Genomic DNA, 17,380 nt, shown 5'->3' with positions numbered 1-17,380 from the left:
TCACAATTTTTGATATCGCAGCGCTTACTGCAATATAAAAAAGATGTATGGCGAATTTATCAGAATATATCCAATCTTTATCAGACATACTACCATTAAATGAGTGATATTTGGCATGACAACCATTTATTTCAAAAAACAAAAAATTAATGGAGTAAGGAAGAAGAACATGAATAAGAAAAGAATGTTTTATTTAGATCCACCTAAAATATTGGTATTAGGGTTTAGTTCCATTATTCTTATTGGTGCATTTCTTTTAGCTTTACCTGCAGCAACAGTAGACGGGAAGGGGATTCCGTGGTTAGATGCTTTATTTACGGCTACTTCTGCTACCTGTGTAACTGGCCTGGTCGTCGTGGATACTGGTACGACGTTTACATTATTTGGGCAATTAGTCATTCTAGCACTGATTCAAATTGGCGGATTAGGTTTTATGACCTTTGCCACCCTCTTTGCTTTGATTTTAGGTAAGAGAATTTCATTAAAAGAAAGGTTATTAATAAAAGAATCATTAAATAATTTGTCAATTGATGGTATTGTTCGACTGGTGAAAAGAATATTGATTTTTACTGCCGTTATCGAGCTGATTGGCACAATCTTGCTTGCGATTCGTTTTTCCTTTGATATGCCGTTGCCTAAAGCAATTTATTTTGGTTTGTTTCATGCTATCTCAAACTTTAATAACGCTGGATTTGACATAATGGGTGATTTCAAAAGTTTTACTGGCTACGTGGATGATCCGCTAGTGACTCTCGTTTTATGTATTCTTATTACACTGGGTGGCATTGGGTTTATTGTCTTAAATGAAATATATGAGTATCGTCAGACACGCCGTTTTTCTTTACATACAAAAGTCGTGTTTGTTACGAGTTCAATCTTGGTTGTTTTTGGAACTATTCTTATTTTTATTTTGGAATATCATAATCCGAAAACATTGCAGCCATTATCAACATTTGGGAAATTTTTAGCATCCTTGTACCAAGCAGTTACACCGAGGTCGGCTGGTTCGAATACACTGAATATCTCGGATTTAACGCAGCCGACTCTCTTGCTCATCATCTTTTTAATGTTTATAGGAGCATCTCCTGGATCGACAGGCGGGGGGATTAAAACGACGACCTTTGCTACTCTGTTAGGCGCGGTTTGGTCAAATATAAAGGGCAAAGAAGATGTAATTTTTTTCCGAAACCGTATATTGTATGACACTATTTATAAAGCTCTGACCATAACAGTAAGCGGCTTATTTGTTGTCATGATGATAACGATGCTTCTAACGATAACCGAACCGAATAAAGACTTTTTGATGATTTTGTTTGAGGCAACGTCTGCATTTGCTACAGTAGGGTTATCGATGGGGTTAACGCCTGAATTATCTCCTGTCGGAAAAATTCTTATTATATTAACCATGTTTGCAGGAAGGGTAGGCCCTTTAACGATCGCTTATGCCGTTACTTTACATCGAAAACCGGATCCATTTAAATTTCCAAAGGGAAAGATTATGATCGGATAGTAATTTATATCATAAAGGGGGACGAAAGAACATGAAAGGACAATATGCTGTGATCGGATTAGGAAGATTCGGTTCTAGTCTGGCTACGACCTTGCACCAGGCTGGAAATGAAGTTTTGGCCATTGATCGAAATGAAGAACGAATTGAAGAATATAAAGATCATGTTACATATGCGGTTGTCGCTGACTCAACAGATGAAGAAGCATTAAAGAGTGTCGGCATTCGAAATTTTGACGCTGTCATCGTAGCGATTGGTGATGATATTCAAGCAAGTATTTTAACGGTGTTAATCCTTAAAGAATTAGAGGTCAAGAAAGTTGTGGCAAAAGCCATTAATAAACGGCACGGTCAAGTCTTATATAAAGTGGGGGCTGATTGGGTTGTATTTCCGGAACGGGATATGGGAGAGCGGGTTGCAACCCAGCTCATGTCACCGAACGTGCTTGACTATATTGAACTCGCGAAAGATTATAGTATAAAAGAAGTAAAAGTCCCCCCGTCAATGATCGAAAAAAATTTAAGAGAATTAAATCTCAGGGCAAGGTTTAATATAACAGTCATCGCTATTATCAGCGATGGAAAAGTAAGCATTTCCCCTTCGCCTGATCGAATCATTAAAGAAGGAGATATATTAGTCGTGATTGGGGAAAATAAAGATTTGGACCGGTTTGAAAAGTTTGACTAAAAACGGTTTTTAGTAAAGTGGTTGAAGGATCAAATGGCAGGCGTAAAAAGAACGGGTGGCTTGATGGATTTTATCGGGGACTCGCTCTTGGATCAAAATACCGGAAAGTCGATCTATTTTATCGAATTCAACAAAGAAGGCAATACATCAGGGCTCCTTCCACAAGGAGCTCCGTTTTCTTTAAGCCGTTACCGAAATTAATGTGAAAAAACATTTCCCCATTTTTTATTCATATTTTCAATAGCTCTCTTGATAATCGATTGAATCGAGCAATCTTAGCCACCCTGCATCTCTTTGCGGTACTACAGATTATGGAATAAATCCCCATTCCTCCACAGGAGCTAAACAAGTTTATAATTAAATTAACTTCTTCACAAATAAAACTCTATCTTGATTTGGTCCATCATAATCAGTATATACTGAAACTCCGTCAATTTCTTTATCTCCGTTCTTTTCGATTTCCAATCCCATTTTCGTATGAAATGCAATGGAAACCTTGTTCACTGGTGAAGTTACACAACGTACGATATTCCGGCCATTCTTTTTAACAATATCAAAACAAAGACAAAAAGACCAAATCAATGTGCGATTTGGTCTTGAGAATCAAGTTTGTGCCGATTGAGTGTGTGAAAGGTAAAAACACGCTCAATCATTTTTTAACACTAGCCGTGAAACACACTCCACATGCGCCGTATGCGGAAACATATCGACCGGCTGGATGTAGTCGACCGTGTAGCGTTCGGACAGCACATCAACATCGCGTGCAAGGCTGGATGGATTGCACGAAACGTAAACAACGGTTTTTGGTTTTACACGGAGAATCGTTTGTAATAATTGTTGATCACATCCGGTACGCGGAGGGTCGACGACGATGACATCGGGCTTCCATCCTTCCTTCACCCATTTTGGAAGCAATGCCTCCGCTTTGCCAGTGACGTACATCGCGTTTGTAAATCCGTGTTTTTTCGCGTTTTTCTTCGCATCTTCAATTGCTTCCGGAATTGTATCCATCCCGCGAATTTCGCCGGCGTCTTTGGCAAGCCAAAGCCCGATCGTGCCGACGCCGCAGTAAGCATCAACGACTTTTTCCGTTCCCGTTAAAGCAGCGGCCTTTTTCACTTCGTCGTACAGTTTCACCGTTTGCACCGGATTCAGCTGAAAGAACGCGCGCGCCGACAGTTCAAACGATAAATCCCCTAACACTTCTTGAATGTATTCTTCTCCTTCTAAAAGGAACGATTCTTCCCCGAAAATAAGCGACGTTTTTTGTCCATTAATATTTTGCACGATCGACTTTACTTCAGGAAGACGGCGCTTTATCTCGTCGATGAGCAGCTCTTTGCGCGGAATTTCTTTTTTTGTGGTAATAAGCACGAGCTGAACATCCCCCGTATGGAAACCGACTCTTGCGACGATCGTGCGGACAAGCCCTGTTTGTGCCCGTTCATTGTAAATCGGAATGCGCAAGTCTTGTAAAATCATTTTCACGATATTGGTAACGCGGTTTGTTGCCGGATGTTGAATGACGCATTCGGGAATATCGATTAATCGATGAGAATTCAATCCGTACAACCCGGCAATAACCGCTCCTTTTTTTGTGCCGACTTGAAACTGGCTTTTATTGCGATAATGCCATGGGTCGTCCATCCCGATCGTCGGGCGGATCTCCAGCGTTTCAATCGGAAGACGGCAATGCCGCTCAAACGCTTGAATAACGATATCGCGCTTTTCGCGAAGTTGCGCTTGGTAATCAAGATGTTGCAGCTGGCAACCTCCGCATTGCTCGTAGACAGGGCATCTTGGTGTGACACGGTACGGGGAGCGCTTGCGAATTTTTTTAATTTTCGCCTCCGCGTATTTCGGGTGGATGTTTGTCGCCTCTACGACGATTTCTTCTCCCGGAAGCGCTCCTGGGACGAACACCACTTGCTTTTTAAAATAGCCGACTCCTTCCCCGTTAATGCCGAGCCGTTTAATTGTCAGAGGAAACTGTTGTCCTTTCTTGATGGTAATGGTCTGCTTCGTCATGCTCTCCACTCCTCTATTCGATGCTTCTCCATAAGTATAAGGACGCATAGCTTAAATACGGCTCCCAGCGCTTGCTTAGCTCTTCCATTTGTTTTATCGATGGCTTTTGTGAAAGACCGAGCAGCCGCTGGATCGCTCGCTGCAACCCTATGTCCGCCTTCGGAAACACATTTGGTTTTCCAAGCCCAAATAAAAGAAAATTTTGCACCGTCCATGGACCGATGCCGCGAATCGATAACAATTGTTCCATCACTTCTTCCTCGTTTTGGTGTGCAAGTTCCTCTAATGAAAGCTTCCCTTCGGCAATAAGCCGTGATGTATCAATGATATACTCCGCTTTTCGTCCGCTTAACTGCAGCTGCTTCAGTTCATCATAGGAAAGAGAAGCAATATCTTCCGGCCGCGGGTAGAACCAAACGCCATCGATTTGTGTTCCAAACGTTTTCACAAACCGCTCTGTCAGGCGGTAAGCAACTTTTAAATTTAATTGCTGGTGAATGAGGCATTTCGTTAAACAAAAATAAAGATCAAAATCTAAAATAAGCGGCATTCCTTGATATTCGGTAAAAAGCGGTTGTAATTCGGTCCGCTGAAAATGTTCGTGAATCGGGGCAAGCGGTGTATTCCATTGAAACAGATGGGAAATCCGCTCGATGATTTCCTTTTTTCGTTCAGGATATGGCGCCGTAACAAGAAAACGCGGCTCCTCCTTTGTCCCAATGCTTTCGACCGTAACAGCGATTGGGATCTGTTGAACATAAAGCGGAACAATGACTTTCTGTTTCGCTATATCCACCGATATAAGAGGATCGAGGGCAAGCCGCTTCAGCGCTTTGGAAAAATCGTACGGAGGGGCGACCTCAATTTGCTGTTGCCACATACCTAATCACCTTTTTTCATCGTTAATACCCACATTATAACGAAAAACACCCCTTTGAACCAAACGTTCAAGGGGTAAAAAGCCATGGATGCAAATTCATTTTTTCGACCATCAGATCATCGAGGCTTTTAAACGTGTAGCCTTGCTTGCGCAAATCGTCAATCGCTTTCGCAAGCGCATCCGCATTGTCTTTCGAGACGGTATGAAGCAATAAAACCGCGCCCGGGTGAATTTGTTTCATAATGTTATCATATGCGTACTTCCACCCTTTTTGATTGTTCGTCTGCCAATCAACAAACGCAAGCGACCAAAACACATGGTAATAACCAAGCTCGCGGGCGACCGCCATCGTCCTTTCACTGAAAATGCCGCGTGGCGGGCGAAGATACATCATTCCTTTTTGTCCCGTCAACTCTTCCGTTTTTTTACGAACGGATTCCAGCTCTTTCCGAAGCTGTTCATTGCTCACTTGCGTTAAATCAGGATGATGCCATGAATGGTTGCCGACAATATGCCCTTCTTTCACCATTCGTTTCACTAAATCAGGAGCGGTATCTAAATAGTGGCCCGTCACAAAAAACGTCGCTGGCACTTTTTTCTCTTTTAAGACATCTAAAATTTTCGCTGTATAACCGTTTTCATAGCCATTATCAAATGTTAAATAAATTTCTTTTTTGTTTGGATTCCCTAAATAAAATGCATCATATTTGGCAAGCAGTTGATCTAACTCTTTTCCCGCGGAAGGAGGCTTATGGTTCTCGCTTCGCTTAAACCCCCAATGAATCGCTTTATTGCTTACAGCTTCAGCGGAAGCAGGAACAAACGATAAGATGATGACACATACTAACAGCCATATCGCCCATTTTTTCATCGGTCTTTCCTCCTTGTCGTGCTGCTAACCATTAGTTTTTTCCACCATTGCCACTTTAACCGCGCCATTTTTTGCATAAAAAATCACCGCCAGCACTGAGCTGACGGTGATCAATCCTTATTTAAAAACAGGCTCTTTGAACTGTGCAAGTTTTTCTAGTGAGGATTTTTCCACATCTTCGTGCAAGCTGTTGCCGTGAGCGTCCATCGTAACAACAGCGGTAAAGTTTTCAACGCGTAAATGCCACATCGCTTCTGGAATGCCGAATTCCAATAAATCGACTCCTTCTACCGACTTAATACAGTCTGCATAATATTGCGCCGCGCCGCCGATCGCGTTCAAATAGACGCCGCCGTGTTCTTTTAGGGCTTGGAGCGTTTTTGCGCCCATTCCGCCTTTTCCGATGACCGCGCGAACACCGAATTTTTTTATAATGTCTCCTTGATAAGGCTCCTCGCGAATGCTTGTTGTCGGACCGGCCGCTTTGACTTGCCAATTGCCGTTTTCATCTTTTAACATGACCGGTCCGCAGTGGTAAATAATTTGTCCATTTAAATCAACAGGAGAATCATGATCCATTAAATATTTATGAATCGCGTCGCGGCCAGTATAAATGACTCCATTGATGCGGACAACATCCCCGACTTTCAACTGGCGAATTTGTTCTTCCGTAATCGGCGGCTCGAGGACGATTTCGCGCACTTCGCCAAGTTCTGCCGTTGCGGCTGTTTTCGCTTTTTCCAATTCTTTTTCAAAATCGACGTCTTCTCCTTCTTGATATAACCATTCCGTGATTTCGCCTGTTTCTGGATCGATCTTCACGCCGAGACGGCGGAACGCCCAGCAGTTATACGCAACGGAAACGAAGAAGCTTGCCGGAATGCGGTGCATCACTCCGATTTTACAGCCTAATAATGTCGATTCGCCGCCAAATCCCATCGTTCCGATGCCGAGTTTATTAGCATTTTCCATAATATATTCTTCTAGGCGGCGAAGATCTTCGTTTGGATTAACATCGTCCACAGAGCGGAAGAGCTGATCTTTCGCCAGTTCATAGCCAGAAGCGCGGTCGCCGCCGATGCCGACGCCGATAAATCCGGCGCTGCAGCCTTGCCCTTGCGCTTGGTATACCGCATGTAAAATACATTTGCGGATGCCGTCTAAATCGCGACCGGCTCGTCCAAGCCCTTCCAATTCACATGGCAAGCTGTATTGAATGTTTTTATTTTCACAGCCGCCCCCTTTTAAAATAAGGCGAACATCAATGTAATCGTTTTCCCATTGTTCAAATTTAATAACAGGAACACCAACACCAAGATTATCGCCGCTATTTTTTCCTGTTAACGAATCAACGGAGTTTGGGCGAAGCTTTCCTTCTTTTGTCGCCTGAACGATTGCGGCATGAATCGCCTCTTTCATTTTTATTTGGTTTGCGCCGACAGGCACTTTAATTTTGAACGTTGGCAATCCTGTATCTTGACAAATCGGTGATACGTTTTCTTCCGCCATTTTAATGTTGCCGGCAATTGTCGCCAGCGCCATCGCCGCCCGCGTTCCCGCGTTTTCTCTCGCTTTTGCCCGAGCGATCGCTCGACGCACATCCTTTGGCAGCTTCGTGGACGTTTCCACGATAAGTTCATACATGCTTTGTTGGAATTTTTCCATGTTCAACGTTCAACGCCCCTTCCCCTTTGCTCATCCTATGTATTACTATTTAGAATTGTCTTCCTATTTATTATAACCTTTTTTCTACTTTCGTGTAAAAATAAAAAGTTGCCATCGTATTTTTATTTTCAATATCTACAGTTGTTTGCATCTCCAATCAACTTGCGGCATAATTGGACAATCGAATTGACTATTGTCTGAACATATTAACGTACTATAGCAAATATAATTATCGCAAAGGAAAAAACAGTATATTGCTTGCCATTACAAAGCAATTGACAAGCACAGCAATTGTTTTTCATAATGAACGATGGTTGTAATTTAGAAGAAAAGAGGAGAATTATATGAATTCATTAACACTGAAACCTATTGCGCCATCGTTTGATCCGTGGGAAGCGTATCTTGATATAGAAGAATATGGGGAATTGCAACTAACAAACATTGAGTTTACGACGACAACATTATGCAATATGCGCTGCGAACATTGCGCAGTCGGTTATACATTGCAAACGAAAGACCCAGAAGCGCTGCCGCTTGATTTATTAATTCAGCGTCTAGAAGAAATTCCGCATCTACGTTCATTAAGCATTACCGGCGGTGAGCCGATGTTATCATTAAAATCGGTAAATAACTATGTCGTTCCGTTATTGAAGTACGCCCATGAACGTGGAGTGCGGACACAACTAAACTCAAACTTAACATTAGAGTTAGATCGTTACGAAAAAATTATTCCATATCTAGATGTGTTGCATATTTCGCATAACTGGGGAACGATCGATGACTTTGTCGAAGGCGGATTTGCGATGATGGAGCGCAAACCAAGCGTTGCGCAGCGTGAAAAATATTTTGAACGAATGATTGAAAACGCGAAAGCTTTGGCTAAAGCGGGAGTCATCGTCTCCGCAGAAACAATGCTAAACAAGCGGACAGTTCCACATTTAGAAAAAATTCATCGCCAAGTCGTTAATGAGATGCATTGCAAACGCCATGAAGTGCATCCAATGTACCCTAGTGATTTTGCAAGTGCGCTGGAAACGTTGAGCTTGGACGAATTGCGGGAGGCAATTCATCATCTTCTTGATATTCGCGACGAAAATGTTTGGATGTTGTTTGGAACACTTCCATTTTACCCTTGCAGCGATAACGAAGAAGATTTAGCGCTATTGAAACGACTTTATTCGAGTAAAAACGTAACCGTCCGCAATGATCCAGACGGGCGCTCCCGACTAAACGTCAATATTTTTACAGGGGATATTATTGTGACTGATTTCGGCGATGAGCCGGTGCTTGGAAACATCCGTCATCATACGCTGTTAGAAGCATACGAAAAATGGAAAAATTCCCCTATCGCAAAACAGCTTCTTTGTCATTGTCCATCCGTTCAATGTCTTGGGCCGAACGTACTTGTTAAAAACACCTATTATTCTGATATCGATTTTACGAAACGAAAAGCGCGAATCAAAAAATAAAACGTCAAGGTTATCACCTTGACGTTTTATCGTGGCTGTTCGCTTACAACATATGAAAAATACAGACGGTCCTGAACAGGAATCCATGCGCCAATTCCTCGTGTTGTTACATTTTTCACGACAATTTTCTTTTTATTTCCTTTAAGTACAACATACACTTCTCCATAGGTAACTTTCCCTTTTTCATTCACGGCTGGCGCATAAGCATACAAATAACCAAGCTTTTTGGCAGGCACTTGATATGGATGGTCTTTTTTCGTCCCAATCCCGACAACCGTACTAAACGCTAACGGCAAGTTCGTCTTTTTCATCGCCGCATTTAACATCATTTTTTGCACCGCTTCTTCGCTTGGAATTGGTGCCGTTAAACCGCCGCGCACATGCTTTTGCGTTTCCTGTCTGTAATATAGTCTTTGTGGAGCATTGCCGCCACGATTATCGAGAAAATTGGTATTGACCTTTTGATACTCCCAATTCGTTGACGTTTCTAACGATTGATAATTAAGCGGCCATTGTCCTAAATAAATCGTTGCCCGGTACCCAATAGCAAACGGCGTACTGGAAACGGAAGATTCATTAAGAAGCCGGATCAGTTCTGGATTCTCAATCTTTACGTTTGCTGAATCAAGGAGCTGTTTTGTAAATTTGCTTGGTTCTAGATACGGCAAATCTTGCGTCGGATTTGGATACGTATTTTCTTTTGTAATATCTACTACGGAGCTCGGCTGTGCTTGTTTGGAAGCCGCATCAGCGGTGAAAGTAGTAGCATACATCATAAAAGCACTAATAAAAAGGCAAATACTCCATTTTTTCATCATGCTGACTCCTTTCCATTGCTACTCTCACCGTTATTTTCTTTCAAAAAAATACGGTTTATCCGTATAGAAAAAAAATTTATTAACAAAAAGGCTCTGCCGATTAGCAGAGCCTTTTTGGATAAACGAAAATACTCATGAGGATCAAAGCAAGTAAAAGCCGATTCCCATAATCGTATAAGCCGCGAGCAATGTCGCCCCTTCAAACCAGTTTGTATCCCCATCATTAGAAATGACAATCGTCAATAATACAGATGTCGCCATTGCGATCAATTCCGGAAGCGAAAAAACAAGCGGCATCTTTTCTGGAAAGAGTAAAGAAACAAGAACAAGCACAGGCGCAACAAACATAGCGATTTGTAACGTTGAACCGATCGCGATTTCAACAGCGATATTCATTCTATTTTTGTATGCCATAATAACGGCAGAGGCGTGCTCCGCTGCGTTTCCAACGATGGCGACAATGATAATCCCGATAAACAATTCGCTCCATCCGAACGATTCCGCCACCGTTTCAAACGTATGGACAAGTCTCTCGGATATGTAGGCAACTGCCGCGGTTGCTAGCGCTAGAATCAAAATCGCCTTTCCTTTTGTCCATTCTGGTTCTTCATGTTCATCCACTACATCAGACTTTTGTTGATATACCCCGCGATGTGTGACAAGCTTAAAGTATAAGGCCGCTAAATATAAAAGGATCATAATAATCGAAATACCGACACTAAGAGATAGCTTTTCTTGACTAGACATGTTCATCGCAAACACTTCAGGAATCACAAACGCCACTAAAATGGCAAACGTAAGCAGTCCGGCGTTATGGCGGGCATCATATACATTGAATTCCTGCCGCTTGTACTTAAGACCGCCAACAAAAAAAGACAAGCCAGCCACTAATAATAAGTTGCCAAGCACCGAACCTGTAAGTGAGGCGAGCACTACTTCTACGAGTCCCGCTTTTAAAGCAAAAATGGAAATAATGAGCTCTACTGCGTTGCCAAACGTAGCATTAAGCAATCCCCCTATGCGCGGTCCAGCTACAATAGCCAAACTTTCCGTAGCGCGTCCCATATAGCTTGCTAAAGCAATAATCGTTAAGCAATACACCGCAAACATCAAGACCACAGGCCAATGAAGAAAACTGCCGATTACTGATAATGGAACGCCGATCCATACCATCAGCGCAAATACTTTATTCATCCGTTATAATTCCACCTTTCTCGTTCAGTTTATCTAGAACGGCTCATTATATTCGTTCGACAATCAATCAGAAAATAGCGGCATTTTTTGAACCATATGTTATGTATGACAATGGGATAACGGTCGTCATTATTATTCAATATTCTCCCAAATATATGTATTTAACACTTTACGTAAAAATCCCTCCTTTATTTTTCTTGCCTTATACAATCCACTTATGTACCATGTTAAACGAGTGTTATGTTTAGAAACGAGGTATCAAGCAATGCGCTTTTGGATTTTAATCAGCATTGTCGCTATTTCTGGTTTATCACAAGGGATGCTGCTGCCGCTTCTTTCTATATTGCTTGAAAAACATGGATTTTCCTCTTCTGCAAATGGCATACATGCCACAGCGTTGTATATCGGTGTCCTATTGATCTCTCCATTTTTAGAAAAACCGCTGCGTAAATATGGATACCGGCCTATGATTATCCTTGGTGGTTTTATTGTAATATTATCGCTCGCCTTATTTTCAGCTTTTCATTCATTTTTGATTTGGTTTTTCTTGCGCCTTTGCATCGGAATTGGTGACCATATGCTCCATTTCGCAACACAAACATGGATTACCGATTTTTCTCCCGCACAACGGCGAGGACGTAACTTGTCGCTATACGGGCTATTTTTCGGCATCGGTTTTTCAGCTGGTCCGCTGTTAGCGTCACTCATTCAATTCCATGAATCGTTGCCGTTTTTCTTATCATCGCTACTTAGCCTTATAGGCTGGTGTAGCGTCTTTTTCTTGCCAAACGAACGGCCGCAGGAAAGCGAACAATCTGGTTCGGCACACACATTTCAACGCTTCGTTCATGCATGGAAATACGCGTGGGTTGCTTTATTGCTTCCGTTTACTTACGGCTTTTTGGAAGCATCGATTCATGCCATTTTCCCTGTTTACGCTTTGCGGGAACATATTGGTATAGAACATGTAGCATTTATTTTACCAGCTTTTTCACTTGGAGGTATCATTTTTCAATTGCCTCTTGGAGTATTAAGTGATCGTTTTCAGCGAAAACGAGTCATTTCCGTTGCTTTATTGATCGGAAGTGCCAGCTTTTTTAGTGCTTATTTATTCCATCATTCCCTTGTCGGGCTTGCCGTTTGTTTCTTTATTGCCGGTATGTTTGTCGGTTCTTTGTTTTCACTCGGGATTACGTATATGGCAGATTTGCTGCCAAAACAGCTCTTCCCAGCCGGAAACTTACTATGTGGTATGCTATACAGCATCGGCAGCATGATCGGTCCGTTTATGACCGGCTTAATGATTCAATTCGGGGCGAATCACAACTTTTTCTTTACGATAAGCGCACTTCTCTTCCTTGTCTTTGTGCCGCTGTTATGGAATAAAACAAAGAAGGTCACTCATGGCTGACCTTCTTTTTTGTGTTTATTTTCAAAAAATTGTTGACCTTTCTTTTTGTTCTGTTATATAATAACAGCAAGAAATCAATATTCTGTTTTAAAACAGAACGACCTGGAGGGGAGCGATAATAAATGCTTAGAGCAGAACGAAAAAATATGATTGAATTTATCGAAAAAGTAAGAGGAATTACAAGAGACCAACTTGCTTATATGACAGACGCAGAAATCGAATATATTTATGAGTTGTACTATTACAATCATGAAGAAATCGCAGAATAAAAGGACCGCCATAGGACAGTCCTTTTCTTTTTTATAATCTCTTTGCGCCACCGATAAAAACACTTTGTTGAGGCGCTGCAGAGGCTTATTGTCTTCGCGTAGATCCCCTGCAGCGCTTTCTTTGTTTTTTGGAGCATTATCCTCGCGGGTCCTCCAGCGCGTGTCGCGGAGCCAGGATGGCGACATTTCGCCGTTGCCCGCAGGACGCGGGCAGCTTTTAGGCGAAATGGGGCGCCTTACGCTTTTCTAATTGTCTAGTTCGGCGGCTAGCTCTCTTGTGCGAAATAACCTTCTCCCTTGAAGTGCAAGCACTTCAGCAGTCGAAGAACATTTCGCTTCGAGAGCTGTTCGCGCCGCCTCCGCTTTTATTATTGTCTAGCTCCAGGCGCCATCGGCTCGCGACGCTTCGGCCCCGCTGTGGCGGCAACACATTGAGTTAACTTCTCTGAGTAACCCACGCAAGGCCAAACTTTGTTTGGTCTGAGCCTCCTCGCTACGCTTTTCTAATGATATCCGTTTTGGCCGTTGGCGCTTCCGCTTGTTTTATGTTTTGGTCTGTTTTTTCCTTTTTGTTTTGTACCGCCGTCTTTTTTCGTATGTTTCGTCATCACAATCCCCCTCTCATCTTCAACAAACCTCTTACAGTCGTTACTATTTCCCTGAATTTGTTGTTTATGAAAGGAAGTTTGTGCATATTAACGCGTGCGTTTTCTTCCTTCCCGTTCACAATCAAAAATCGCGTTCATTTCTCCTCCTAAAACAATAATCATCCCTGATAAATAAAACCACACCATTAAAATAATCATTCCACCGAGGCTTCCGTACATGGCGGTATAATTCGCAAAATTGTTGACATAGTAAGAAAAAGCAAGCGACATGAGAATCCATCCAACCGTCGCAAAGATTGCGCCGCTGACAATATTCGCACAACGCAGCTTCTTATTTGGCGCGAAATAATATAATGCGGTAAACACAACAAACAAAATTAATGAACTAATGACCCAACGCAACGCGTTCCAAGTCATTAAAAATGTTTGGGAAAAACCAAATGCAGAAAATAAAAATAGCCCAATCGTTTTCCCGAATACAGGCAAAAACAATGCAACGATGATCACAAAAATCATTCCGATTGTAAGCAATACCGACATTCCACGAGCGATAAAAAAGGGGCGATTTTCCTCGACATCATAAGCGCGGTTAAACGCCCGGACAATCGCATTCATTCCATTTGAAGCTGACCAAATCGCAACGATAATACTAAACGATAACAATTTCCAGTTTTGGTCGTCCATCACCCGACGAATGTTTGCCTCGACTAAATGAAGCGCTTCTTTTGGAGCATATTGACGTATTATGGAAAGAATATCTTCATGTGGAATTGGCAAATAAGCAAGTAACGTAAATAAAAAAATAAGAAATGGGAACAGGGAAAGAAGGAAATAATAAGCTAATTCCGCCGACAGACGGGGAATTTCATCCTTTTGAAAACGCCGCACCATTTCACGAATAAACGTTAAATTAATCATCATTTCTCGTTCCCCCTTCATTATTTTATTCGGGGACGATCATCCTCTTTCCAGCTATATGCTTCTTTTATAAATTCGATAACTTCCGGTGTTTTTTCTGCAATATCTTTTATTTTTTCCATAATAAACGCCATGTCTTCCGCCATCTCTTCTACAGATTGGCGCCATTGTTTCAGCTTCATCGGCAATGAAAGACGGTCTTGCTTTTCTTCCCTTTTGATCAGCAAGGAAAATGCGGCTCCTACTGCTGCCCCGATCATCACACCTTTCCATACATTTCTCTTCTTCACTTATTTTTCCCCCTTTTTAAAGTTTTTTCTCTTTTATAATTGCTTCTAATAAATGTTCACACCCTTTTCGGATAAGCTCATATACTTCTGAAAAGTTTCCTGTGTAATACGGATCTGGCACATCAGCAATTTCGCTATTTGGAACAAAATCAAGAAGCCGGCCGATAAATCCTGTTTTATTGTATCCGGCTAATCGTCGCAGATTCCCAACATTTTCCGCATCCATGGCAATAATATAATCAAACTCCTGCAAATCTTCTTTACAAATTTGCCGAGCGCAAATTCCTGAAAAATCGATCTTATTTTTCTTTAATATCGTCTGTGTACCTTCATGCGGCGGTTCTCCGACATGCCAATTCCCTGTTCCCGCTGAATCAACGATGATTTTTCCTTCCAATCCTCTCTCTTTTACTAAATGTCGAAAAATCGCTTCCGCCATCGGCGAGCGACAAATATTCCCTAAGCAAACAAATAATACTTTTACCATTGTTTCACATCTCCTTTCGACCCCATTATATACAAAAATATTAGCGCAATGTATTCCCTTGTATGTTAAAATACATGTAACCTTTACAAGGAAGGAGCAAAAAAATGGATTTATCCAAAAAGTCGGCAGAAAACGTAGCGTACATGGTAGAAAAAATAAAAGAAAAGCTAAAAGTATTAAATTTTGATGCGATTAAACCTTCCCACTTCTCCGAGGAATGGTATGATGAGCTAAAAGACATTTATGAAATGGTGATGAGAAAAAATACGTTTAGCCCAAGCGAGATGCAGGCCATCGCCGAGGAGTTAGGAAACTTACGCAAAAAGTAAAAAATGCTGAAGGAAACGTCGTTTTTCAATGATTCATTATGTACAATGCCATACTTACGTATCCATGTAAGGCGGAAACATCTATCGCTGTCCTTTTCGCTTTGGGCAGCGTTTTTTATTGGTTCTACTCAAATTATCTTTATTTTCGTATAATTATGTCTAAGTTCTAATGTTTTAAGGCGGGAGAGGAGAATAAAAATGATCTCTGGCGGTATTCATTACGTGTTATTTATCATTCTATTATTCTTCATTACCGTAATCGTTTCTTACATATTATTGAAAATACTATTCGCCCACACATTTCCTATTTACATGCTCTCTGCAGCAGCAATCATATGCATCATCAGCCTTGTGGTTTGGTCAATACATTTTCCCCATATGGCGGATTCTTTCACTCGATTTTTGTTCAGCTCCATCGTTGCTGTGCTCAGCGCCTTTTGTTTGGCAGCGTCCGCATTTATCATTAGCCGCTTATTAAAAGAAAATAAACAATGTCATAAATGTCTTTTTTTCGAATACCCTGATGTGATTCTTCTGCTAGACATAAATGGTCTACTTATATCCGGCAACCCTGAAGTAAGAAAAATGCTTGGATACAAACCAAGCGAATATATTGGCAAACATTTTACTCAGTTTATCGCCCCAGACCAAATTGAAAAAGCAAAAAAAAAATTTGAACGAACATTAAAAGGAGAAAGTTGTGAATATGATTTACAAGTAAAGCATAAAAATGGAAAAATTATTGACATGCATTTTAAAACCATTCCAATAATTCATGGAAATCGCTTGAAAGGAATTTATGTGATTGGCCAAAATATGACGGAACTCAATCGCTACCGAAAAGAGCTGGAAAACTTATATCATAAACATACACTCATATTAAATTCTATTGCTGAAGGAGTTTGTGGGATTGATAAACATGGAAATATCGTTTTCTGGAATCCAGCTGCAGAACGAATGACGGGATATAAAGCGGAAGAAGCCATTGGAAAAGCATCGCATGATATCATTCACCATACGAAAAAAGATGGAACTCCTTACTCTATTGATGAATGCCCAATTGATCTCGCCATTCAAGATGGGAAAACATATCATATTAGTGAAGATATTTTTTGGAAAAAAGATGGTACCCATTTCCCCGTTTCCTATACGGTAACGCCTGTTTTGGAAAATGGAGCCGTCGTTGATGCGGTATTGACATTCACCGATATTACCGAACTGAAAAAAACAGAAGAATTCATTCGAACATCGGAAAAGCTCTCAGTTGCCGGCCAGCTAGCGGCTGGGATCGCCCATGAAATTCGCAATCCGCTTACAGCCATAAAAGGATTTATACAACTATTGCAATTCGAACTTGACGAGAAAAAACCTTACCTTCACATTATTGAATCAGAAATTCAGCGCATTGAACTTATTTTAGGCGAACTATTAGTGTTGGCAAAACCACAAGCAACCAAATTTACAAAAAGTGATATTGGCGTTTTGCTTCAACATGTCACCACTTTATTAGAAACACAAGGTATTTTGCATAACATCCAAATTATTACAAAAATTGATCCATCTCTTCCTCTCATTGAATGTGACGAAAACGGATTAAAGCAAGTATTTATTAATTTCTTAAAAAATGCAATGGAAGCGATGAAAAGCGGTGGACATATTTTTATTGAGGCACAAAAAAAGGATGAATATTCCGTTCTTATCCGCTTTATCGACGAAGGCTGCGGAATTCCAAAAGAACAGCTAGAAAAAATAGGAAAACCGTTCTTTACAACAAAAGAAAAAGGTACTGGCCTCGGAATAATGATCAGTAAAAAAATTATCGAAGACCACGGTGGAACGATGTCGATTATGAGTGAAGAGAATAAAGGAACAACCGTCGAAGTAACATTGCCGATCCGCGTTTCTGCATCCTCTGTTTTGCATAATTCCCTATTATCCGGTTGACATG

The 17,380-nt window shown here is 41.3% G+C and carries 17 protein-coding genes and 1 pseudogene; 8 read left to right on the top strand and 10 right to left on the bottom strand.

The window, feature by feature from the left end; translation table 11 throughout:
* The first annotated feature begins 169 nt into the window (after positions 1-169).
* Genes DER53_RS06780 through DER53_RS06770 form a run of 3 tightly spaced genes read left to right on the top strand, consistent with a single transcriptional unit; the run spans position 170 to position 2,396 of the window.
* Complete coding sequence (locus tag DER53_RS06780) at positions 170-1,510, top strand: TrkH family potassium uptake protein (protein ID WP_062754843.1); 1,341 nt, start codon at positions 170-172, stop codon at positions 1,508-1,510.
* A gap of 31 nt (positions 1,511-1,541) precedes the next feature.
* A complete protein-coding gene (locus tag DER53_RS06775) occupies positions 1,542-2,195 on the top strand; it encodes a potassium channel family protein (protein WP_062754845.1) in 654 nt (217 codons plus the stop codon).
* Between the two features lie 33 nt (positions 2,196-2,228).
* Positions 2,229-2,396 carry a hypothetical protein gene (locus DER53_RS06770; RefSeq protein ID WP_156482443.1) on the top strand — a complete coding sequence of 56 codons (168 nt, stop codon included), beginning with the start codon at positions 2,229-2,231 and terminating at the stop codon, positions 2,394-2,396.
* A gap of 156 nt (positions 2,397-2,552) precedes the next feature.
* Here the strand turns inward: DER53_RS06770 and DER53_RS17300 are convergent.
* The 5 genes and pseudogenes from DER53_RS17300 to DER53_RS06745 form a co-directional block, all read right to left on the bottom strand.
* Positions 2,553-2,753, bottom strand: a pseudogene (locus DER53_RS17300) (GNAT family N-acetyltransferase); the annotation flags it as partial.
* 87 nt (positions 2,754-2,840) lie between these two features.
* Positions 2,841-4,223, bottom strand: coding sequence for a 23S rRNA (uracil(1939)-C(5))-methyltransferase RlmD (rlmD, locus tag DER53_RS06760; RefSeq protein WP_062754847.1), 1,383 nt, complete (start codon positions 4,221-4,223; stop codon positions 2,841-2,843).
* Positions 4,224-4,236: 13 nt separating this feature from the next.
* Positions 4,237-5,103: a DNA-3-methyladenine glycosylase family protein gene (locus DER53_RS06755; RefSeq protein ID WP_062754849.1), complete on the bottom strand. Its 867-nt coding sequence runs from the start codon at positions 5,101-5,103 to the stop codon at positions 4,237-4,239.
* Positions 5,104-5,170: 67 nt separating this feature from the next.
* Positions 5,171-5,974, bottom strand: coding sequence for a delta-lactam-biosynthetic de-N-acetylase (pdaA, locus tag DER53_RS06750; RefSeq protein WP_012749159.1), 804 nt, complete (start codon positions 5,972-5,974; stop codon positions 5,171-5,173).
* Positions 5,975-6,091: 117 nt separating this feature from the next.
* On the bottom strand, positions 6,092-7,639 hold the full coding sequence (locus DER53_RS06745; RefSeq protein WP_062754952.1) for a fumarate hydratase: 1,548 nt from the start codon (positions 7,637-7,639) through the stop codon (positions 6,092-6,094).
* 344 nt (positions 7,640-7,983) lie between these two features.
* Here DER53_RS06745 and yfkAB point away from each other — a divergent pair, with 344 nt between their 5' ends.
* Entirely contained in the window at positions 7,984-9,108 is a 1,125-nt protein-coding gene (yfkAB, locus tag DER53_RS06740; RefSeq protein ID WP_062754851.1) for a radical SAM/CxCxxxxC motif protein YfkAB, read from the top strand.
* A 26-nt stretch (positions 9,109-9,134) separates the two neighbouring features.
* Here the strand turns inward: yfkAB and DER53_RS06735 are convergent, their stop codons facing one another.
* Both DER53_RS06735 and cax read right to left on the bottom strand, forming a co-directional pair.
* Positions 9,135-9,923, bottom strand: a complete 789-nt coding sequence (locus DER53_RS06735; RefSeq protein ID WP_062677529.1) for a YfkD famly protein — start codon at positions 9,921-9,923, stop codon at positions 9,135-9,137.
* Positions 9,924-10,067: 144 nt separating this feature from the next.
* Complete coding sequence (cax, locus tag DER53_RS06730) at positions 10,068-11,120, bottom strand: calcium/proton exchanger (RefSeq protein WP_062754853.1); 1,053 nt, start codon at positions 11,118-11,120, stop codon at positions 10,068-10,070.
* A gap of 265 nt (positions 11,121-11,385) precedes the next feature.
* On the opposite strand from cax, the gene DER53_RS06725 reads away from it, so the two are divergent.
* Together DER53_RS06725 and DER53_RS06720 are read left to right on the top strand one after the other, a co-directional pair.
* A complete protein-coding gene (locus DER53_RS06725) occupies positions 11,386-12,531 on the top strand; it encodes an MFS transporter (protein ID WP_012749154.1) in 1,146 nt (381 codons plus the stop codon).
* Between the two features lie 122 nt (positions 12,532-12,653).
* On the top strand, positions 12,654-12,800 hold the full coding sequence (locus tag DER53_RS06720) for a BH0509 family protein (protein ID WP_062754855.1): 147 nt from the start codon (positions 12,654-12,656) through the stop codon (positions 12,798-12,800).
* A 695-nt stretch (positions 12,801-13,495) separates the two neighbouring features.
* On the opposite strand, the gene DER53_RS06715 is transcribed toward DER53_RS06720, so the two are convergent.
* From DER53_RS06715 to DER53_RS06705, 3 genes are read right to left on the bottom strand one after another with little or no spacing between them, the layout of a single operon-like run.
* The gene (locus DER53_RS06715) at positions 13,496-14,329 is read right to left on the bottom strand and encodes a YihY/virulence factor BrkB family protein (RefSeq protein ID WP_062754857.1); all 834 of its coding nucleotides are present in this window, start codon (positions 14,327-14,329) and stop codon (positions 13,496-13,498) included.
* A gap of 17 nt (positions 14,330-14,346) precedes the next feature.
* The gene (locus tag DER53_RS06710; RefSeq protein WP_012749150.1) at positions 14,347-14,616 is read right to left on the bottom strand and encodes a YtxH domain-containing protein; all 270 of its coding nucleotides are present in this window, start codon (positions 14,614-14,616) and stop codon (positions 14,347-14,349) included.
* A 16-nt stretch (positions 14,617-14,632) separates the two neighbouring features.
* Positions 14,633-15,103 (bottom strand): low molecular weight protein-tyrosine-phosphatase, encoded by a 471-nt coding sequence (locus DER53_RS06705; protein ID WP_062754859.1) that lies wholly within the window; start codon positions 15,101-15,103, stop codon positions 14,633-14,635.
* 104 nt (positions 15,104-15,207) lie between these two features.
* Between DER53_RS06705 and DER53_RS06700 the strand changes: the two genes are divergently transcribed.
* Positions 15,208-15,432, top strand: a complete 225-nt coding sequence (locus tag DER53_RS06700) for a DUF1128 domain-containing protein (protein ID WP_012749148.1) — start codon at positions 15,208-15,210, stop codon at positions 15,430-15,432.
* Positions 15,433-15,630: 198 nt separating this feature from the next.
* A complete protein-coding gene (locus DER53_RS06695; RefSeq protein WP_062754861.1) occupies positions 15,631-17,376 on the top strand; it encodes a PAS domain-containing sensor histidine kinase in 1,746 nt (581 codons plus the stop codon).
* The last annotated feature ends 4 nt before the right edge of the window (positions 17,377-17,380 follow it).

Source organism: Parageobacillus toebii NBRC 107807, assembly GCF_003688615.2.
GTDB lineage: Bacteria > Bacillota > Bacilli > Bacillales > Anoxybacillaceae > Parageobacillus_B > Parageobacillus_B toebii.
This window is presented reverse-complemented; position numbering and strand designations above follow the sequence as displayed.